At 63.7% G+C, this 18,874-nt stretch carries 19 protein-coding genes; 6 read left to right on the top strand and 13 right to left on the bottom strand.

Annotation, left to right across the window (positions count from 1 at the left end; translation table 11 throughout):
- Positions 1-14: 14 nt before the first annotated feature.
- The 5 genes from OJF58_RS17025 to OJF58_RS17005 all read right to left on the bottom strand — a co-directional run bounded on the left by OJF58_RS17025 (position 15) and on the right by OJF58_RS17005 (position 5,260).
- The gene (locus OJF58_RS17025) at positions 15-1,187 is read right to left on the bottom strand and encodes an ABC transporter substrate-binding protein (RefSeq protein ID WP_300778908.1); all 1,173 of its coding nucleotides are present in this window, start codon (positions 1,185-1,187) and stop codon (positions 15-17) included.
- A 75-nt stretch (positions 1,188-1,262) separates the two neighbouring features.
- Positions 1,263-1,940: an aspartate/glutamate racemase family protein gene (locus tag OJF58_RS17020; RefSeq protein ID WP_300778907.1), complete on the bottom strand. Its 678-nt coding sequence runs from the start codon at positions 1,938-1,940 to the stop codon at positions 1,263-1,265.
- Between the two features lie 6 nt (positions 1,941-1,946).
- The gene (locus OJF58_RS17015; protein ID WP_300778906.1) at positions 1,947-3,335 is read right to left on the bottom strand and encodes an amidase; all 1,389 of its coding nucleotides are present in this window, start codon (positions 3,333-3,335) and stop codon (positions 1,947-1,949) included.
- A 62-nt stretch (positions 3,336-3,397) separates the two neighbouring features.
- Complete coding sequence (locus OJF58_RS17010; protein ID WP_300778905.1) at positions 3,398-4,483, bottom strand: AbrB family transcriptional regulator; 1,086 nt, start codon at positions 4,481-4,483, stop codon at positions 3,398-3,400.
- A gap of 3 nt (positions 4,484-4,486) precedes the next feature.
- The gene (locus OJF58_RS17005; protein WP_300778904.1) at positions 4,487-5,260 is read right to left on the bottom strand and encodes a molybdopterin-binding protein; all 774 of its coding nucleotides are present in this window, start codon (positions 5,258-5,260) and stop codon (positions 4,487-4,489) included.
- Between the two features lie 108 nt (positions 5,261-5,368).
- Here OJF58_RS17005 and map point away from each other — a divergent pair, with 108 nt between their 5' ends.
- From map to OJF58_RS16985, 4 genes are all read left to right on the top strand, one after another.
- Positions 5,369-6,250 carry a type I methionyl aminopeptidase gene (gene map, locus OJF58_RS17000; RefSeq protein WP_300778903.1) on the top strand — a complete coding sequence of 294 codons (882 nt, stop codon included), beginning with the start codon at positions 5,369-5,371 and terminating at the stop codon, positions 6,248-6,250.
- A gap of 3 nt (positions 6,251-6,253) precedes the next feature.
- Positions 6,254-7,105: a DNA repair protein RadC gene (radC, locus tag OJF58_RS16995; RefSeq protein WP_300778902.1), complete on the top strand. Its 852-nt coding sequence runs from the start codon at positions 6,254-6,256 to the stop codon at positions 7,103-7,105.
- A gap of 146 nt (positions 7,106-7,251) precedes the next feature.
- A complete protein-coding gene (locus OJF58_RS16990) occupies positions 7,252-8,502 on the top strand; it encodes a site-specific integrase (RefSeq protein WP_300778901.1) in 1,251 nt (416 codons plus the stop codon).
- Positions 8,499-8,897: a hypothetical protein gene (locus OJF58_RS16985; protein WP_300778900.1), complete on the top strand. Its 399-nt coding sequence runs from the start codon at positions 8,499-8,501 to the stop codon at positions 8,895-8,897. The genes OJF58_RS16990 and OJF58_RS16985 overlap by 4 nt, the downstream gene beginning before the upstream one ends.
- On the opposite strand, the gene OJF58_RS16980 is transcribed toward OJF58_RS16985, so the two are convergent.
- The 3 genes from OJF58_RS16980 to OJF58_RS16970 are packed head-to-tail and all read right to left on the bottom strand — an operon-like array spanning position 8,870 to position 11,676.
- The gene (locus OJF58_RS16980; RefSeq protein WP_300778899.1) at positions 8,870-9,907 is read right to left on the bottom strand and encodes a CBASS cGAMP-activated phospholipase; all 1,038 of its coding nucleotides are present in this window, start codon (positions 9,905-9,907) and stop codon (positions 8,870-8,872) included. The genes OJF58_RS16985 and OJF58_RS16980 overlap by 28 nt on opposite strands.
- Positions 9,897-10,397, bottom strand: a complete 501-nt coding sequence (locus tag OJF58_RS16975) for a hypothetical protein (protein WP_300778898.1) — start codon at positions 10,395-10,397, stop codon at positions 9,897-9,899. Before OJF58_RS16975 ends, OJF58_RS16980 begins: the two co-directional genes overlap by 11 nt.
- Complete coding sequence (locus OJF58_RS16970; protein ID WP_300778897.1) at positions 10,387-11,676, bottom strand: nucleotidyltransferase; 1,290 nt, start codon at positions 11,674-11,676, stop codon at positions 10,387-10,389. The genes OJF58_RS16975 and OJF58_RS16970 overlap by 11 nt, the downstream gene beginning before the upstream one ends.
- A 143-nt stretch (positions 11,677-11,819) precedes the next feature.
- Between OJF58_RS16970 and OJF58_RS16965 the strand changes: the two genes are divergently transcribed.
- Positions 11,820-12,176 carry a helix-turn-helix transcriptional regulator gene (locus OJF58_RS16965; RefSeq protein ID WP_300778896.1) on the top strand — a complete coding sequence of 119 codons (357 nt, stop codon included), beginning with the start codon at positions 11,820-11,822 and terminating at the stop codon, positions 12,174-12,176.
- Positions 12,173-13,048, top strand: a complete 876-nt coding sequence (locus OJF58_RS16960; protein WP_300778895.1) for an ImmA/IrrE family metallo-endopeptidase — start codon at positions 12,173-12,175, stop codon at positions 13,046-13,048. The genes OJF58_RS16965 and OJF58_RS16960 overlap by 4 nt, the downstream gene beginning before the upstream one ends.
- 327 nt (positions 13,049-13,375) lie before the next feature.
- On the opposite strand, the gene OJF58_RS16955 is transcribed toward OJF58_RS16960, so the two are convergent.
- The 5 genes from OJF58_RS16955 to OJF58_RS16935 all read right to left on the bottom strand — a co-directional run bounded on the left by OJF58_RS16955 (position 13,376) and on the right by OJF58_RS16935 (position 18,874).
- Positions 13,376-13,852, bottom strand: a complete 477-nt coding sequence (locus OJF58_RS16955; RefSeq protein ID WP_300778894.1) for a dCMP deaminase family protein — start codon at positions 13,850-13,852, stop codon at positions 13,376-13,378.
- Positions 13,849-15,795, bottom strand: a complete 1,947-nt coding sequence (locus OJF58_RS16950) for a HEAT repeat domain-containing protein (protein ID WP_300778893.1) — start codon at positions 15,793-15,795, stop codon at positions 13,849-13,851. The genes OJF58_RS16955 and OJF58_RS16950 overlap by 4 nt, the downstream gene beginning before the upstream one ends.
- 73 nt (positions 15,796-15,868) lie before the next feature.
- Positions 15,869-16,756, bottom strand: coding sequence for a hypothetical protein (locus tag OJF58_RS16945; RefSeq protein ID WP_300778892.1), 888 nt, complete (start codon positions 16,754-16,756; stop codon positions 15,869-15,871).
- Positions 16,756-17,214: a very short patch repair endonuclease gene (locus OJF58_RS16940; RefSeq protein WP_300778891.1), complete on the bottom strand. Its 459-nt coding sequence runs from the start codon at positions 17,212-17,214 to the stop codon at positions 16,756-16,758. Before OJF58_RS16940 ends, OJF58_RS16945 begins: the two co-directional genes overlap by 1 nt.
- Position 17,215: 1 nt before the next feature.
- Positions 17,216-18,874 (bottom strand): DUF2357 domain-containing protein, encoded by a 1,659-nt coding sequence (locus OJF58_RS16935; RefSeq protein WP_300778890.1) that lies wholly within the window; start codon positions 18,872-18,874, stop codon positions 17,216-17,218.

The raw sequence follows: 18,874 nt of genomic DNA, 5'->3' as shown, positions 1-18,874 counted from the left end.
CGGCGACGGCGCGATCAGTCCTTGGGCGCGACCGGCGCGTACTGGACCGCCACCTCGGCCTCCTTCCAGTCCTCCATCGGTTTCGTGTAGTGCAGGATCAGCACCGGCGCCGACCAGTTGTGCCAGTAGACGCCCTTGGCGCGGGGGAAGGTGACCGGATTGGACGGCCAGCTCTTGAAGGTTCCGGTCTCCAGCGTCTTGATCAGCGCCTTGGGGTCGGTGCTCTTGGCCTCGTTGATCGCCTGCGAGATGATCTCGATCGCGCCGAAGCCGTTCAGCGCGCCGTAGACCGGATCCTCCTTGTACTTCTCGGCATAGGCCTTGCTGAACTTCGCGCCGATGTCCGACAGCGGGCTCTTGGGCGAGAAGTAGGCGATGAAATAGATGCCAGCGCCGTTCTTGGGATGCAGCTTCCAGTACTGCGGCCGCACCGGAGCGTCATAGGAGACCAGCATCGGCGTGCCGGGCAACAGCCCGATCGTGGTCGCCTGATCGATGATCAGATCGAGCGGCTGACCGACGCCGATATTGATCACGAGATCGGGCTTGAATGCCTTGATCTGCAGAAGCTGCGGTGTGAGATCGGTCACCGTACGGTCGAACGGCACCTTCTGGACCTCGATGCCGCCCATCTTCTTGGCCTGGGCGATGGTCTCGTCGGCAATGCCGATGCCGTAGTCCGTGGTCTCGGCGATCATCGAGATGCGCTTGAAGCCCTTTTTCCTGATGAACTCCATGAAGGCCGAGACGCGCACCGGATCGACCACGTGGGTCCGGAAGGCGACCTCGTAGTGCTTCGCCGTGATATCGGCCGCCGACGCCTGCAAGGACATGGTCGGCACACCCATCTCCTTGGCGACCTCGTTGGCGGCGATGGCGACCGAGCTGTGGAAGAAGCCCGGCACGAACACGACCTTGTCCTCGCTCACCAGGCGCCGGTAGGCGGCGACACCTGCTTCGGGCTTGCCCTGCGAGTCCTCGACGTAAAGCTTGAGCTTCCGGCCGCCCAGGACGCCGCCCGCGGCGTTCACCATGTCGATCCCCATCTCAGCGCCGCGGCGGATGAGCTGGCCGCCGACCGGATCACCCGGCGGCGACAGCGGCACGACAAGGCCGATCCCCACATCTTGCGCCGCCACGGGCAGGCCCGACGCCAACAAGCCGGCGACGATCGCGCCGGCCAACATCAGTCCATGTCCCCGCATGCCCACCCCCTGTCGTTTGCTTTAGGCCGCAACTATACGCAGCAATCTCGATGCCCGTCAGCCGGGTTCGACGTCCGGATCCAGCCGCTTCCAAAAGTCGCGCAGCAGGTCCAGCACATCGTAGACCTCGACACCGAGCGCCGCCTCGAGCGCCCGTCGATAGGGCGGCAGGTTGGTGCATTCGAGCACGATCGCATCGATTCCGGGGTTCTTTCGCATCAAGGCGCGGCCGGCCTCGATCGTCTCACGCTCCACGGCGGCGCGGTCGAGATCGAGCCCGTCGGCCAGAAAGGTGGCGGCAAACGCGCCGCCTTCGGGCATTCCCTCGATCGGCGTATCCGCTGGCGCGTCGACAGCGGCGAGGTGCCGATGCGTGAGATTGCGGACCGACGCGGTGACGACGCCGACCTTGCGGCCTTTCAGACCGGCAATGAGCAGCAACGCCGATGTCGCGACCGGAACCGGCGACATCGCCTCCAGCTCCTTCTGGAACAAGGCCAGGAAGCCGCAGCTCGTCGAGATGCCGGCGGCGCCGGCGGCGGCGAGCTCCCGTGCATTGGCCTCGAGCGCCGCCATGAGGCGCGGCTCGTCCGGACGGGCCGCGACCGCGTCGGCCGGACCCACTCCCTCCAGCCGCCGGTAGATCACCGGAAAGTCGAAGGACGCCGGATTGCCGATATCGCCCTCGATCCGCGGGAAGCGCGTATCGAGCATCAGGATGCCGAGCGCTTTCACGCGCTCCTACTTCGGCGGCTCCGGCCAGGGCTTCTGCGGACCGCGCGCCTCTTCGAACCAGCGCGAGAGCTGCAGGACGCCGAGATCATCGAAACGCCGGCCGGCGATCTGCAAGCCGATCGTCTTGCCTTCCCGCGTATAGCCGCAATTGATCGAGGCCGCCGGCTGCTCGCTCATATTGTAGGGCATGGTGAAGGAAATATGCTCCAGCGGCCGGTTCACGTCGTTGGTCGGCGTCTCCCATTCGGCGGGATAGGTCGGGACCGGCGACACCGGCGACAGCACGAAATCGTAGGGCTGCGTGGCGCGCGTGGTCGCGGCCCGGATCGCCATGTAGTTGTTGAGGCCGCGGATCACGGTGGCGCCCGAGACGTCGGCGCCGCCACGGCACCAGTCGGCGATGAAGGGCAGCACGGCCGCCTTCCGGGCGTGGCTCAGCGCCGAGAAGTCGACCCAGCTCCGCACGCGCCAGAACAGATCCTGCAGATGCAGCATCTCGGGCGACAGGAACCCTTCCAGCGGCTCGACCGCCGCGCCGGCATCGGCGAACAGCCGGGCCGCCTTCTCGGCCGCTTCCTTCACCTCCGGATCGACCGGCAGACCCGATCCGGCATCGAGATGCAGGCCGATCCTGAGGCCTTTGGGCTCGAGCGGCCCGGCCGGCCAGTCGATCGCCGCCGGCGGCAGGCTCATGTGATCGCGCGTGTCGGGCTTGGCCAGCTCGGCCATCAGCAGCGCGGCGTCGCCGACGGTGCGCGTCATCGGCCCGACCACGCGGCCGAGGAAGGGCGGATCCACGGGCACGCGGCCGAGGCTGGGCTTGAGCGTGAAGATGCCGTTCCAGCTCGCGGGCAGGCGCACCGATCCGCCGATGTCGGTGCCGAGATGCAGCGGCCCGTAGCCTGCCGCCGCCGCGGCGCCCGCGCCGGCACTCGATCCGCCCGGATTCCAGGCCAGGTTCCAGGGATTTCGGGTCAGGGGATGGAAGGAACTGCGCCCCGAGGAGAGCATGCCGTAGTCCGGCATGGTGGTCTTGGCGAGAATGATCGCGCCCGCCTCCCGCACCCGTGCCGCCGCCGGCGCGTCGGCCTGGGCCGGCACCAGTTCCGTCGCCGCCGTACCGAGCGGCATCGGCACGCCCCTGGTGGCGATGTTCTCCTTGATGGTGATCGGCACGCCGTCCAGTGCGCCCAGCGGCCGGCCGGTCTGCCAGCGCTTCTCCGATTCCCGCGCGGCCTTGCGGGCATTGCCGAAATCCGGCGCGTACAGCGCCTTCAGCCTGGGCTCCCATCGCTCGATATGGGCGATGACGGCATCGATTGCCTCGACGGGCGAAAGCTTCCTGCTCTTGTAGGCGGCAACCAGGTCCGCCGCCGTCATGTCGTGGATGTTCATGCCGCAACCTACACCGCGGCCCGAGCGCAGGCCATTCGGATCGCGTGCTCGCACGCACCGGTTCATGTCGCCCGCATGGCAAGGAACCTGGTGAGCGGCGGGCCGAGGAACAGAACGGCGAGCAGGCGCACGGTCTGCATCGCCATGACGAACGAGACATCGCCGCCGCTCGCGGCCGAGATGATGGCGACCGAGTCGATGCCGCCGGGGCTGGTCGCGAGATAGGCCGTCAGCGGATCGACACCGGCGCCCAGGACCAGCAGGCCGGCCACGGCGCCACACAGCGCGATCAGGATCAAGGTCGAGGCGACCACGACCGGCAGGGACCGCGCGGCATGGACGAGCAGCGGCTTGGTGAATCGCAGTCCGATATTCCAGCCCACGAACGCATAGGCGCCAGCCAGAAGCCAGGTCGGCAGCTCGATCCTCATCAGGCCGAAATGCACCAGCACGATGCCGATCACCATGGGCACCAGGAAGGCGCCGGCGGGAATCCGCAGGACCTTGGCGAGATAGGGAGCGGCGATCGCCAGCGCCGCCGTCTCGGCCAGCGGCCATGCATCCACCGGCGGGAACCAGACGATGGCCGACGGCGCATGCGCCGACGTATCGACACCGAACAGATGCGCCACCAGCGCAGCGGCGGCAGCGACCGCGAGGACGCGGAAATATTGCATGAAGGCGACGAGCCGCACGTCGGCGCCGTAGTCCTCGGCCATGATGGTCATGATCGACGCCGCGCCCGGGCTCGATCCCCACAAGGCCGTGGTGCCCGGCAGCAGGCGCAGCCGCCCCATCACCCAGCCCAGCAGGCTGCTGGCGGCGACCACCGCCAGGACGCCCACGGTGAACAGCGGCCAATGCCCCAGGATGTCGCCCACGATCGAGACCGGCACCATGCGCGCGATGAGGCAGCCGATCACGCCCTGGGAAACGACGAACAGGCTCACCGGAAAGACCACCTTGCCGCCGTTGGCGGCCAGGATGACGCCGGCCAGCAGCGGCCCCAGCAAGAGCGCGGCCGGCGCATGCATCCACAGGAGAAAGCCGCAGATCACGACCGACAGGACGACGAGCTTGAGCCATTGCCGCGCCGACGCGGACCCGACACCCCATCGCATGACGCTCCGCGCGGGCTGGCCGGCCATGGACTATTGCACCAGTTCCTCGGCCTCGCCGTTCATCCGATGGATCGTGTCGATCAGCTCGTTGGCAGCCGCCACCAGCCGGTCGTCGTTCGTGCCGCGGAGCACGAGCGAGACGCTCACCTTGCCGGCACGAAAGCCCGGGTAGCTGCCGATATCGAGATCCTCGAACCGCTTCTGCAGCGCGCCCAGCGGCTCGGCGATGACCCCCTCGGGCAGGTTCGTCCGCACGGTGCGCGACAAAACCGGCTCGCCTCCCACCAGCCGGTGCCTCATCGACCGGAACATGCTCTCGACGATCATGGGGATGCCGGCGAAGGTAAACACGTTCTCCATCTGGAAGCCGGGGGCCACCGAGATCGGGTTGTCGATCAGGGTGGCGCCGTGCGGGATGCGCGCCATGCGGCGGCGCGCCGGGGTAAAGAGCGCCGGATCGCCGTAGTGCCGGCTCATCCGCGCCACCGCCTCGGAATGCTCCGAGATGCCGACCCCGAAGGCCCTGGCGATGGAATCGGCGGTGATGTCGTCGTGCGTCGGGCCGATGCCGCCGGTGGTAAAGACATAGTCGAACTTGGCCCGCACCTCGTTGATGGTGGCCACGATCCTCTCCTCGATGTCGGGAATCACGCGGCATTCCATGACTCGCACACCAAGCTTGCCGAGCTCGGTTGCCAGGTAGGCGATGTTGGCGTCCTTGGTCCGGCCGCTCAGGATCTCGTTGCCGATCACGACGATGCAGGCAGTGACGATTTTGCTCGGTGCGGTGCTGGCTTCGGACATCGAGACGCTCATTTCCGTTGGATTTCAGCACTTTAATGGACAGGGCCGGAGGGGCCAAGCGAACGCGGCGGCCTTGTTAGGGGCGGTATCGCGTGCCAAATAGGGACCATGAGCAGCCCCCGCGATATCCATGACGACAGCGTCGACTATTGGCGCCGCGACGAGCGGACCATCAAGCTGCACGGGCCGGAAGGTTTTGAGGGCATGCGGCGCGCCGGCCGCCTGGCGGCCGAGACACTCGACTTCATCACGCCCCATGTCCAGCCCGGTGTGACGACGGAGGAGCTCGACCGGCTGTGCGACCAGTTCATTCGCGACCATGGCGCGGTGTCGGCGCCGCTCGGCTATCGCGGCTTTCCGAAGTCGATCTGCACCTCGATCAACCATGTCGTGTGCCATGGCATTCCCGGCGAGAAGAGGCTGCAGAATGGCGACATCGTCAACATCGACGTGACGCCGATTCTCGACGGCTGGTACGGCGATTCGAGTCGCATGTACTTTGCCGGTGAGGTGAGCGTGAAGGCGCGCCGGCTGTGCGACGTCACCTACGAGGCGATGATGCGCGGTATCGCTGCAGCCAGGCCGGGCGGTCATGTGGGCGACATCGGCCATGCCATCCAGACCTATGTCGAAAGCCAGCGCTTCTCCGTCGTCCGGGACTTCTCGGGCCATGGGCTCGGCCGCATCTTCCACGACGCGCCCAACATCCTGCACTACGGCAAGCCAGGAACCGGCCCGGTCCTGAAGCCCGGCATGTTCTTCACCGTCGAGCCGATGGTGAATGCGGGCACCTGGCAGGTGAAGATCCTGAGCGACGGCTGGACTGCGGTGACACGCGACAAGCAGCTTTCGGCCCAGTTCGAGCATTCGGTCGGGATCACCGAGACGGGAGTCGAGTTCTTCACCCTCTCGCCCACGGGACTCGCCAAGCCGCCCTACGATCTCGGCCAAGCGGGACCGGCCGAGCTGCGCCAGACCGCTTCGGCCTGATCGATGGCGCGGCGCAAGGCCGAAGCCGCCGAGTCACGCGCAGCCGACGATGCCCTGCTTGCCCTCGTGGCCGCCGGGCTGCGGCTTCAGGGGAGCGACGACATCTGGCGCGTGAGCGGCAATACACTCCCTCACCGTGGGTTGCTGCGCGACTGCGGCGGCGCCTGGAACAGGCTCACCCAATGCTGGGAATTCAGCGGCGAGGATCCGACCGCGAAGCTCGCCGCTGCCCTCGTCGCCGCGCCGCCGTCGGCTGGCCACAATAGCAGCGCCGAGGCGGCGTCCGGGAAGCCGCACTATTGGGGCCACCGCGGCCGCGTGCGCGAGCGCGTCCTGAAGGCCGGCGTCGAGCCGCTGGCGGACTATGAGCTGCTCGAGCTGCTGCTCTTCTATTCCATCGAGCGCATCGACACCAAGCCGCTGGCCAAGAAGCTGCTGGAGCGTTTCGGCACGTTGGGCGACGTGTTCGCGGCCGAAGCCGCGCAGCTTCGCGAGTTCGAGATCGATCAGCGCACCCTCGTCCTCTTCCGCGCCGTGCGCGAGGCCGGACGGCGGCTCGCCGAACGCAAGGTCAAGGACATGCCGGTCCTGACCAACTGGCAACAGCTTCTCGACTACTGCCATGCCGCGCTGGCGCACGAGAAGACCGAGCAGTTCCGCATCCTCTTCCTCGACCGCAAGAACGTGCTGATCGCCGACGAGGTGCAGCAGCGCGGCACCATCGATCATACGCCGGTCTATCCGCGCGAGGTGGTGAAGCGGGCACTGGAGCTCGGCGCCGCGGCCCTGATTCTCGTCCACAACCACCCCACTCAATGCTCTTCAGTCACGCTGAGTCACGCGCAAGCACGTTGAAACACTGCAAATATTGAGCTTTTTTCGCATTGCGTAGTGGGGGCGGTTTTGGCAAATTGGGGGCTGTAAATGGGGTAGAAAACGGCCTTCCGCTCCCAGCTAGCGATCCCTGTTTCTCCTCGACCGATCCCAGTTCCGGAAACGTCATGCCTAGCCTAACCGACACCGCGATCCGACATGCGCTGAAGCGCGTTGAGCTCAGCCGTAAACAAGAAAACCTCGCCGATGGCGAAGGACGCGGCACCGGCCGTCTTGTCCTCGTTCTCAAGCCGATGCCTAAACGTGTCACCGCCGACTGGATGGCGCAGCAGTGGCGCGACGGCAAGCGCACTAAGAAGAAGATCGGCGCGTATCCGTCGATGTCGCTCGCGCAGGCCCGCGAGATCTACAAGCGCGACTTTGCCGACGTCATCCAGAAGGGCCGAAGCATCAAGATAGCAACTGACACCCGCCCCGGCACGGTCGCCGATTTGTTCGAGGGTTATGTGACCGCGCTCAAGGAAGCCGGTAAGCCATCCTGGAAGGAAACGGAAAAGGGCCTCAACAAGATCGCGGACACGCTCGGGCGCAACCGTCTCGCCCGCGAGATCGAGGCCGAGGAAATCATCGAGCTGATTCGCCCGATCTACGAGCGCGGCGCAAAGTCGATGGCCGACCATGTGCGCTCCTACCTTCATGCTGCCTTTAGCTGGGGCATGAAATCCGACAACGATTATCGGCAACAATCCTCTCGTCGCTTCCGTCTTCCCTTCAATCCCGCAACGGGCATCCCGACCGAACCCAAGGTCAAGGGCACTCGCTGGCTCGACGAAGACGAGTTCGTTCAGCTCTATCGCTGGTTGGAGTGCCCCGATACGCCGGTCCATCCCTCCTATCCGCGCGCCGTGCAACTCATCATGCTGACGGGCCAGCGCGTCGAGGAGATTGCGCGACTCCATATCGACCAATGGGACGCCAAGGAGCGGATCATCGACTGGTCCAAAACCAAGAACGAACAGCCCCACGCCGTCCCAGTGCCCTTGCTCGCTGCCGAACTGATCGAGTCGATCAAGCCAAACGAATACGGCTGGTTTTTCCCTTCGGCGAAAGACCCGAACAAGCCCGTCAGCCACGGCACGCTATATAGCTTCGTCTGGCGACAGCGGGACCGCGGCGTGATCCCGTATGCGACGAACCGCGATCTCCGCCGGACTTTCAAAACGCTCGCCGGCAAGGCTGGCGTATCGAAGGAAATTCGCGATCGTCTCCAAAACCACGCCCTCCAGGACGTCAGCTCCAAGCACTACGACCGCTGGCACTATATGGTCGAAAAGCGCGCCGGCATGGCCAAGTGGGACAGGTTCGTTCGAGCGCTGCTCAAGAAGAAGGCCAACAACCCGTTGAAGCAGGCCGCGTGAACTGCCACACCCTCATCGTCGTCCGCCCGCTCGGACTGCTACACCCCGTCGCGCCCGTGCACGCCGACCCATGCAAGGCGACACTGCCGAGTAGGCCGGCGTCCGCTTTTTCGGAGTCGTCCGATACGCCGGTGATGGAGACGGCCTTTGCGTCGGTAAGACGGCCGATCCCAGGGTGCGACCGGATCGATGCGCCCTTCGTCTTCGACGGCCCGATCAACGGCGAGGCCTTCCAGCTCTACGTCGATAAAATCGGTTACATGCTCTATCACGGCGTCCAGGTCCCGCAGCTTGTCATTGCGGAGAGCGCGCGCGTGAGGTCACGCGTAGACCATCCCATTGAGAACACCGAGCCTGACGGCTCTCCTCAATCTCCGTGCGGCGCGCTTGTATAGTGCCGTTCGCGCGGCGCGGCGTCCTGCGCGAAAAATGGCGCGACGGTCTCCTCGTGGACGGCGAAATCCGTGGCGGCCAGCGCCGGAAGGCGGGCGAACGCCGCGTCATAGTCGTCCATCTCGACCGCCGCGTCATCGCCCGTCGGTTCGATCCGCAGGCAGCGTTCCGGACCGAGCAGGAGCTTGACCTGCGCGGTGGCGTTGTCGGTGGTCAGGAACATCGCGGCCTTGATGGCTTCGCGCCAAGCGATAAGGCCGCTCATGACCTTGTCCCTGCCGAGGGAGAACGGCGCGTTGCCGGTGCCGATGCTGAGGATCCGCACCTGATCGGGCGTTATATCGTAGGCGGTCAGCGCGTCCACCAGCGCGACCATGACGGGATTGTTCGCCCACACGCCGCCGTCGATGAAGATGCGGCCGCTTTCCTCGTGCTCAAGCCCCTTGAGATAGGTCGGGGCTGCCGATGTCGCCCGTGCCACCTTCCACATCGGCGTCTTGTGGTCGTTTCGGAAATCCTCGTGATGGTCGGTCTTGAAGACGGCGATCTCCGTCTTCGGCATCATGAAGGCGGGGATAACGAGGCGGCATGTCGACTCGCCGAGGAGATGATCCTCGAACCGCCGCTTGAGGGCGCGCTCCAGCTCCTCGTGGTTCAGCTTGGGGCCGCGCAGGGCGCACCAGAGCTTCCACCACCGCTTCAGGCTGTGCCGCGGCAGCGGGGGAAAGATATACCGCCCGTCGTCGCGGTAGAAGGCGGCTATTTCGGCGGCGGATTTGCCGAGGCCAAGGCCCAGCGCGATGATGCCGCCGGTCGAGGTGCCGGCGATCATGTCGAACACCGACGCCACCGGCCTTCCGAAATGTTCTTCGCATAGCCGCATCAGTTCGGCAGTGTAGACGCCCTTGATGCCGCCGCCGTCGAGCGCCAGAATTCTGAACGGTCGGTCCGCGGGCCAGGACTGCTTGCGCCGGCGGGTTCCCCGGCTGTTTGCGCGGCGGTCAGTGAACATCGTCCAGCACCGCCTTCACGGCCTCCGCATCGGTCCGCATCATCCGCGCCACGCTCTCGTAACCCACGCCCGGCGCGAGCCATTCGCCGGTCATGTGCCACAGCTCATAGTAGGTCAGCCATTCGGCGGTCCACAGCACCGTGGTGTCCGCGATTAGGTCGGCCGGCGACCATTCACGGCCCTCGGGATCGAAAAGGCACAGGCCCGACTGTTCAGGCTTGTCAGCATAGAAGATGAGGTGCGGGATTTCCGCGAAGGCGCCGCCCCGGCGCGGCCGCAGCGGCGGATCGTCCACGATAACGTAAGGCAGCGACATCGTGACGGGATGCCAGCAGATGAAGACCATATAGAGCTGCGCTTTCGGCCGCAGCGGTCCCTGCCAGACGAGCGTACCGTCGCCCAGCCGCCGCCCCTCAAAGTCTGGCCACTGACGACGCATCGCCGTCAGCTGCGCGTCGGGCGAACGCCGGAGGGCTGGCTTAGCCTTCATCCTCACCACCGAGGATCATGGGGTGGAAGTTGTGGCGCGGGACCTCGCGGTAGGTCTGCGGCGCGGGCACGATGGCCGGGGCGGCGATGGCGCCGCTGCGCCGCGCGGCGAAGAGCCGGCCCGGCTCCTCGCGGCGGTCATAGCGGGCAGCCATCGCCTCGCGCTGCGCCTTGCCGACCCGCTCGCCGAACAGCTCGTCGATGGTCTTCGCCATGTCGTCGAGCGGCGCGATCGCCATCTGCTCGAGCTGGGCGCAGAGATATTCAAGATGCTCGGCGAACATCTTCATGTCCTTGACGCCCGCCGCGCCGTCAGCCGGCCAGCGGTCGTTTATGCGGTCGGGATGATATGAGGGATTGAGTTCGCGGGGGCGCGTGCCGGCGGCGACGTGGCCGCGCATCATCTTGGCCGTTGAATCGGCGAGCGCGAAAAGCTGCGCCGTGAGACCCTGCGGAATATAGCCCACGTCGCCGGCCCGCTTGGTCAGGTAGATCGAAGGCGGCCGCTTCATCGGCAGGCCCTCGTAGCGCAAGTTGAGGAAACGCTTCAGAAGCTTCAGCGCCACGGCCTCCTGCGCGTCGATGGCGCTCGGGATCATCGGCGGCAGGTCGACTTGGTCGGCCTTGGCGACGACGAGCCGCTCGTGCTCGTTGAGGAGCGGCAGCCGGTCCCGCCCGGCAGCGCCGCGGTGACGGCGCAGGATTTCCTTGAACGCCTCCTGCCCGATGCCGACCGTGCGGCGGAACCACGACGTGAAGCCCCAAGGATTGGACGGGACGCGGGACGATTCGCCCTTGTCGGGCGAGTGGAAAATTTCGCCCGCCCGCTCAACCGCGAGGCGGGCGCTGCGGTCCATGATGGTCACGTCCATATGCATGAAGGCGAACTGAAGCTGGACGCAGCGCGTGCAGCGAACGATCTTCACGACGCCAGGAAAGCCCTGCAACGACTCCTCAAGAAGATCGAGTGCCCTGTCGTTGTCCCAATGTGCCGGCACGTCGATCTCGACGATGGCGTCGACGTCGAAGCGGTCGTCCTCGGTGCCGCTGACGATCGTCGTGCTCGTGGCGATCGAGCCCTGTGCGTAGATCAGGCTGACGCCGTCCACGAGATAAGGTGCCAGCGGGCTGCCCTTGCGCTCCAGATGCTCCTTGAGAACGCGGTAGCGGTTATCCGCCACGCGGCGGTCGCGGGGGCTTAGCTCGATCAGCGCCGCGACGTCGAGAAGCACTTCATCGAGGGCATCGGTCTGCTGGAAGGGATTCACGTGCTTATTCATGGCGTCGCTCCTTGGCGCTGCCCCGGCCGGACGCCCGGCCGGCGAGGGTTTTGCTTGCACATGTCGGGGGCGACATGAGAAACTTGACTCGCATTATATAGGACGGGCAAAAAACCCGTCAAGTTCCACTTGCCGGAGTCGACATGAATAACGAGCCGTCCCCCTCGGACATTTTCCGCCAGCGCCTTCGGGAAGCGCGCGAGATGAGGGGCTACAAACAAGAGCAACTGGCAGAACGAGCGAAAATGCCCGCAACCACCGTCGCCCATTTCGAGGCGGGCACGCGCAAGCCATCCTTCGACTCACTGCGCAAGCTCGCCATCGCGCTGGAGATTACCACGGACTACCTGATGGGCCGCGTCGATGATCCCGAACTTGCCGAGGCCGGCGATCCTCTGTTTCGCGACGTGGCGAAATTAAGCGGGAACGACCGGGAGATCGCGAAAGACTTCCTGAAGATGCTCGCGGAGCGCAGCAGCAAGAAGGACAAGCGTTCTTGAGCCGGCCGTTCCGCCTCATGATCGCGCGCCGCGGCGCCGAGGCGTTGCTCAGGGAGGAGGGCATCACGAACCTTCCGGTGGATCCGTTCGCCCTAGCCGCCAGCCGGGACATCACGGTCCAGGGCAAGTCCGCAGGGCATGACGGGGTATCGGGCATGCTGCTGCGCCACGGCAACAACTTCGGCATCTTCTACGCAACGCATATCGCCAACGAAGGCTTTCAGCGTTTCAGCGTGAGCCACGAGCTGGGGCATTATTTCCTCGAGGGCCACATCGACCAGCTTCTGAAGACGGGCGTGCATGTCTCGCGGGCCGGCTTCGTCACGGCAGACCCTTATGAGTTGGAGGCGGATCACTTCGCCGCCGGCCTGCTGATGCCTGAAACGCCCTTCCGTATGGAGATGGAAAATCACGAGCCGGGCCTCGCCGCCGTGGACGCCCTTGCCGCCCGCTGCATCACCTCGCGCACTGCGACCGCGATCCGCTATGCCGAACTGACCCGCGCCGCCGTCGCGATCATCGTCAGTACCGGCGGCGTCATCGACTATTGCTTCATGTCGGACGCGATGAAGACCCTGCCGAAACTCTCATGGCTGAGAAAAGGAACGAAGCTTCCCATCGGTACGGCCACCGCGCGGCTCGCCGATGACCCGGACCAAGTGCGCGCCGGCGCAACTGTCGCCCACGAGGCGGACGTACGCGACTGGCTGGGCGGGACCACGAAGGCGTCGGTCTCCGAGGAGTCGGTCGGCCTCGGCGGATACGGCAAGGTCCTGACCGTCCTTTGTTCGGGCGCGATCGGCCGCGAAGAAGAAGACGATGAAGAAGACGAGGACGATCTCCTTGAGCGATGGACGCCGCGGTTTCGATGACAACAGGGTCGCACGAGACGGTTCACCATTGGATCGCAAAGAGTATGGACGTCCGAGACGGCGCGCCTACAGGCGCGCATTAAAGGGGTTGTCAGTTGCTAGAGCGGCACCGGACGGAGGCGCTCTCCAGCAATCCAGCAGGACTGGGCTTGCAAAGCCGAATTCGAACCACGGGCGCCACTGTAGCGTGTGGGCTAAAGAACAAAAACTTCTTTCGCCTTGGCGACCAACTCCGCCGTGCTGGTGTGGCCGAGGGTGGCAAGTGACACTGGACGTTCAGCATTGACGGGATATCGCGAAAGCGGCGACAGCGCGACGATAACCGCACTACCGGCGCGCGGCTAAGTCGGGAAAATCATACAGCTTGATCTCCACGCCGCTTTCTCGAAGCATTTCCGTGGCAAACGTGAACTCCGCACCCCATCGGCTGTCTAGGTGATTAGATTCCAGACCTACCAAGCGGACAATCCCCGCTTGGACGAGCGCGCGGGCGCAATCGATACAGGGAAACCAATTGACGTAGGCAGTGCATCCCTCCAGCGAAATGCCAAGTCGTGCGGCGTTGTAGATAGCGTTCCGCTCTGCGTGCTCGGTCCAGGAATATTTTGCAGGTCGCTCGTGTCTTTCGGCGATGTTGTCATCGATGCCACGGACAAAGCCATTGTACCCCGATGATCGCAGCAGGCGATCACTCCCAACAATCACGCAGCCTGTTCCAGCCGACCGATCCTTGCTCCACCCGCCGATGAGGCTCGCGAGTTCAAGGAAACGGCGGTCCCACCGTTCTGTCGGCTGCGGGATCACGCGGCAAGCCGATCATGCTGGCGCAGGTCTGATGCAAGCTTCGACCACGCCTCAATTTCTGTTGTCTCGGATGCCGCATCTAGTCGTGCATAGAACAGCTTCGCGATCTCGCTTGACCAGTTTTCGGGGATGCAGCCGCGGGATAAGAACACGGCCCGTGTTAATTCCGTCATCACCCGCGGCCACTGGGCGATCACGTCCAGCAGAGGGCGAATGTCCCCAACCAGACGGGTGGCAAGATCGCTGGAGCGGGATCCTTGCTCTACCAAGGAGCGAATCGAGCCATAACGTACATTCTCATCCTCATCGTTCTTTAGACGGTCAAGGAGTGCATTGCGAACTTGATCGTCAGTTAAGCTGCCCATGACATGAACCGCGCGCCATCGGACAACTGCTTGCTCATGACGCCCCATATCGACGATCGCCATAACTTGGTCAGGGGACAATTCCAGTCGCTTCAAGACGTTTGCCGCGGTCCATCCGATAATGGAGTCCTCTTCCTTCACCGCATTCACGAGCGCTTCAGGAGCTGCTTCGCCGCCCCCGATCGCGAAAACTGATCGCCAACGATCGAACACCTCCGAATGTAATGGATTGTCTTTAATTATCGCGACCAGCTCCGAAAGGTCGTTCGCATTGCGAAGGCTCACCGCGCTGTCATCTGAGAATAACTCAAGTGCGTCCACTGCCTTCTGAGCAGAGAGAAAATGCCGGTCGAACTTTTTTTCCGCGAGCATCGCCAGAATGATCGTCCGAAGCGTATCTGAAATGTTGGAAGGTGCAATTTCCTCGGCTTCCGCCAGAGCGTATCCAGCAGCGTACGGGTTCCAATCAAAGACTGCTCTTAGAAACTCATCCTTCGATTCCGCTGAGAGTTGCTCGAGGACAAATGCTATCGCGTCGAACGAATTTGCCTTGAAGGTAAGGGCGTCGAGCGAAGCATGCCGACGAGCAAACGCCCAGAGATCACTGTGCGACGCAACGTGGCGGGATGCTAGGTAATCATGGATCCAATGATGGTTGAATGCGACTCTGCCATCGGCGAGCTCCAATAGCACCCCGCCTTCGATCAGGGTCTCCGCTGCCCGAATGCCGGCCTCCGCCGGGAACCTGTTGCGGTCAAAGGTTCGAGACGCATCCTCGCGATAGGCTGCGAATGCTCCTTCTGCTGCTGCAGCAAGGCCCTTCGCGTCGAGCTTTCCGCGATGCTCGACGAAATCGCGTATGGTCGCGAGCGGTGAGTTCTTCAGCTCGCCCTTGATTGCCTTGTCCACAAAGAAGGGGCTGTCGAGAAGACGCTGCGCTTGCGGGGTGAGCTTTTCGACATCGACCAGTTTCCGAACGACCTCGCTATCGACATTGAGAGGCATCGTGAAGTACCAGCGCTCATCGCCATTCGTCCGGCGCCTGACTAAGCGATCCGATATCACGACAGAGCAATTGACAATGAGGGACGCGATCTGGTCGGCGCTCGACAGTATGTCATCCGCGATCGAACCGGGGGTTTCGTTCAGCCCGTCGATGAGAATTAGCTTCCCCTGTCCGGCCGGCAGAAATTCCAGGTCAGCGATGTCTGTTGACCCGCCCCCAAAACGGCGGAGCAGGAAATCGATTGGTTCGCGGACTCCATCACGGCGAAATTTCCACTCCGCCGTGGCGGCATGATCCCATTGTGACAAATCGATCAGCGCAACGGCATATCCTGCTGCCGCGCCGTCCAGCACCAGCCGGCGCATAATGGTGCTCTTGCCGGCGCCGCCCCTTCCGGAAAGCAAGACCCTTCCGCGGCTCGCCGCGAGTGTGAGCAGACCGGAATGAGGCAGCGACTTTCCATGCTCGCCGCGCAGCAGGCGAGAATAGTCGTCGCACACCGCGACCGAGAGATCGATCGCTGGTCCAAGGCCGTTCAGATATTGCTCCGCTTGAACGATTATTGGATTCATTTGCCGCCCTTCTCGATGTCGCCGGACTCACAGCGGTAACGCGACGTTCCGCGTCTGCGATAAAAACAGGCTTCTAACCGCATAACGCAACGATCTCATCACAAACTGATACAGTGAAGGCGGCAGCCGTGGCCGCGGCATAGGCCCGCCACTTAATCCGCTGCTCATTATTCCCTACTTGATCGACCAGATCGGATATCCCGCGCACGACCAAATAATTCAGATTGTAGTGCCGTGTGCTTCGGGCGTTGTACACGCCACGAGCAAGCCCATAAGATTCCATGTCGACGGCAAGGGCCTTGTCGAACTCCTTCAAAATACTCCGCTGGTACTCGTTCTCCTTGTCTCCGAGGATCTTGTCACCGGCGATGAGGTTTCCTTCAAGGATCTTCGGCGTGCCCGGCTCGGGCCGCTCGGCGGAGATGAGCTCAAGCCACTTCCCTCTAATTTTGGCGCGTTGCGTAATTGTCTCTCGGAGATACATTGACGGATGATCAAACGCCTGCTTTCGGATGACGTCTGTACCGTCGGCAATCTTGCGCATCTCGTACCAGTCCACGTGATCGGCTACGACAACGTCGCCTAGTGCGATTTCGTCGCGGCCAGTCACCCCGCCCGCAATCCCCGAAAGGACGATAAACTCCGGGCGAAACTGTTCCGCAATATTACGAACGAGCTGACTACAGGGCGTGTTGCTCCGGTCCGGGCTCTTAGCGAGAATCACGTCGTAAACGCTCTCAGCAAGTTGGCTCCGACAAGTGTAAGGTGTATTCCCCACCAGTTTTGTGAAACCGCCAAGAGCACGCACTGCCTCATGCTCCTCCTCGACGATGGTGATGATCGCGACGAGTGCGTTTCCAGTCCGCCCGTTCAATCGGACCCAACTCGGAATCACAGCATCATCTTCCGCCTTGATCGGCGCTTTTGTTAATCCTTCCATATCCTGACCCCATTCCCCCATCAATTTCGCTGGTTTCCGAGCAAATCGGCACGAGGCTTTTCTCCTTTGATAAAGCCCACGCAGAAATCAATTACTTCCGCCACCGTCAGGCGTCCCGGTCCTTTCAAGCTGCATTCCCAGACGATCAACACGCGCCAGCCTGCATCACGCAAAGCCGCGAGCGTGCGGCAATCGCGATCGCGATTGCCGGAGATTTTGGCCGCCCAGAACTCCGGCCGCGTGCTGGGCAATTTAAAAAGCGGGCAGTCGTGTCCGTGCCAGAAACACCCATGCACAAAGATCGCTGCACGGTGCCGCGGAAAGACCATGTCAGGTCGCCCCGGGAGGCCAGATGCGTGTAACCGGAATCGAAGGCCGGCCGCATGAAGATGGCGACGCAGCAGCATTTCCGGCTTTGTATCGCGCCCCCGGATGCGGCTCATGTTGTGCTGGCGCTGTTGAGGCGTAAGGACGTCCATATCAGGAGATCCCCGTTGTCGCGTCGGCAACCACCAGCCGGAGCGTGGCCGCGATCGCCGCGGCTGTCATTCCCGGGCGCAGGGTGACGGCACCAAACCGGAAGCCGGAACGGTAGCTCGGGTGGAACAGCCGTCCCGGCATTGGTGTATCGCGGTAACCGGATTCGAGCACTGGCACATGCGGCGTCAACAGATAAGCGGCGGTGACGATGCCTTTCGTTCGACCGGAATCCGCCTCCTGCACTAATGCATCGCGGTAAGTATGGATCGAGCTGAGCGCATCGTTAAGCCCTTCGTCGATCCGGTATTTTGCATCCAGCACGATCAGCCTGCTGTCATCCGGACCTGCTGACTCGTGGCTGGCTACGACATCAGGAGTCATCGCACGGCTGTAAGAGCCGCGACGATCTGGCTCGATCCAGAACTCACGATACTGCTTCTGAAAACACAGCTTCCAACCGGAGCCGACCGGAACTGTTACTGCACCCGCCGCGAGGGTCACGCCGCCGGCGGCGTCGCTGATGAAAAGGTCCCGCACATCAAGTCCAGCCGGACCGTACTCTTCCGCGCCAGCCCTGACGAGACGCAGGAAGCACCACAGCTCATACAATTCGAAAGTGCGGGCCAGAGGCAGGTTCAGAAACTCGCCGAACACCGCGGCGATGCCGAGATTTATGTCCTGCCACACTCGGTAGAACCGGCGATATGAGGGATCGTTGCGGAACAGCGCAGAAAGCACGAGACGCGCCGGTGCCTCCCCTGCCTCGACGAATGGAGCCGCCGCACAAAGGTTGCTTATGCGGCGCGACAAGCGCCGGCAGCGCTGTGCCCACGCGGCCGCGCCGTGACGCAGTTCGGCATCGCCCTCCGGCCGGGTTCGCTCGAGCAGCTCCGCAGCCGCACCCAACCAAGCGACCCACGACCGCAAGCACGCTGCCATCTGACGGTGCTCCGGCAGATCGAGCGAGCTCAGGCGCTGACGCACCCGGATGCGCTCCGGGAGAAAGCCTTTGAGCGGCGCCGGAAGTCGCGAGGGCTTCATGCTCTCCTGAAGAATGCGCCCCGAACGAAAGGAGCGGAGCACTTCGGGTCCGGTCGCCCGACTCGCGCGGTGATAGGGAAGGATCGCTTCGTCGGCGACCAGTATGCGCCGGGGGCTGCGCACGATGGTAGCAACAACAGCCTCCAGCTCGTCCACTCTGGAGCGCAGAAATTCGAGACGCGCGATTGCCGGCGGGCGACCACCCGTGCCACGGGCTACAGATTTGCGGAAACTGCTGAGGGAGAACAGAGCGAAAGTATCGTCAAGAATCTCACGCACCATCGCGTCGAAATCGTCGCGGGTCAGCTTGCGTCGGTCCGGATCGGTGATGAGCTCAAAGCGACGCGGCGCCTGCCCGGCCAGCCGCAACTCCGCCTCGACGGTGCCAGCATGAAAGCCGGGCGACCAGCGCCAGCGTGCCGTATCCGGTGTCTGCGCCCGCAGAGCTTCCAGCGGAAGGTCATCTATCAGCAGATCGGCAGTAGCCGCACCGCTGCTCTGCAGTTCGAAGAGATAGCTTCCTGTCTCGTGCACAATACCTGGTTCGACGGTCTCCGGCTCTGGCCACACCCTCCATGCCTCGCCCGTCGTTTCGCTGCGCATGAGCAAGGCGGTCAT

The sequence above is a fragment of the Enhydrobacter sp. genome (assembly GCF_030246845.1).
Lineage (GTDB): Bacteria > Pseudomonadota > Alphaproteobacteria > Reyranellales > Reyranellaceae > Reyranella.
This window is presented reverse-complemented; position numbering and strand designations above follow the sequence as displayed.

What these genes read in the sequence shown, in the direction of transcription:
- OJF58_RS17025 (WP_300778908.1), bottom strand. Translation starts at nt 1,187, where the DNA reads ATGTTGGCCGGCGCGATCGTCGCCGGCTTGTTGGCGTCGGGCCTGCCC.
- OJF58_RS17015 (WP_300778906.1), bottom strand. Translation starts at nt 3,335, where the DNA reads ATGAACATCCACGACATGACGGCGGCGGACCTGGTTGCCGCCTACAAG.
- OJF58_RS17010 (WP_300778905.1), bottom strand. Translation starts at nt 4,483, where the DNA reads ATGGCCGGCCAGCCCGCGCGGAGCGTCATGCGATGGGGTGTCGGGTCC.
- OJF58_RS17005 (WP_300778904.1), bottom strand. Translation starts at nt 5,260, where the DNA reads ATGTCCGAAGCCAGCACCGCACCGAGCAAAATCGTCACTGCCTGCATC.
- map (WP_300778903.1), top strand. Translation starts at nt 5,369, where the DNA reads ATGAGCAGCCCCCGCGATATCCATGACGACAGCGTCGACTATTGGCGC.
- radC (WP_300778902.1), top strand. Translation starts at nt 6,254, where the DNA reads ATGGCGCGGCGCAAGGCCGAAGCCGCCGAGTCACGCGCAGCCGACGAT.
- OJF58_RS16990 (WP_300778901.1), top strand. Translation starts at nt 7,252, where the DNA reads ATGCCTAGCCTAACCGACACCGCGATCCGACATGCGCTGAAGCGCGTT.
- OJF58_RS16980 (WP_300778899.1), bottom strand. Translation starts at nt 9,907, where the DNA reads ATGTTCACTGACCGCCGCGCAAACAGCCGGGGAACCCGCCGGCGCAAG.
- OJF58_RS16975 (WP_300778898.1), bottom strand. Translation starts at nt 10,397, where the DNA reads ATGAAGGCTAAGCCAGCCCTCCGGCGTTCGCCCGACGCGCAGCTGACG.
- OJF58_RS16970 (WP_300778897.1), bottom strand. Translation starts at nt 11,676, where the DNA reads ATGAATAAGCACGTGAATCCCTTCCAGCAGACCGATGCCCTCGATGAA.
- OJF58_RS16965 (WP_300778896.1), top strand. Translation starts at nt 11,820, where the DNA reads ATGAATAACGAGCCGTCCCCCTCGGACATTTTCCGCCAGCGCCTTCGG.
- OJF58_RS16950 (WP_300778893.1), bottom strand. Translation starts at nt 15,795, where the DNA reads ATGAATCCAATAATCGTTCAAGCGGAGCAATATCTGAACGGCCTTGGA.
- OJF58_RS16945 (WP_300778892.1), bottom strand. Translation starts at nt 16,756, where the DNA reads ATGGGGGAATGGGGTCAGGATATGGAAGGATTAACAAAAGCGCCGATC.
- OJF58_RS16940 (WP_300778891.1), bottom strand. Translation starts at nt 17,214, where the DNA reads ATGGACGTCCTTACGCCTCAACAGCGCCAGCACAACATGAGCCGCATC.
- OJF58_RS16935 (WP_300778890.1), bottom strand. Translation starts at nt 18,874, where the DNA reads ATGACCGCCTTGCTCATGCGCAGCGAAACGACGGGCGAGGCATGGAGG.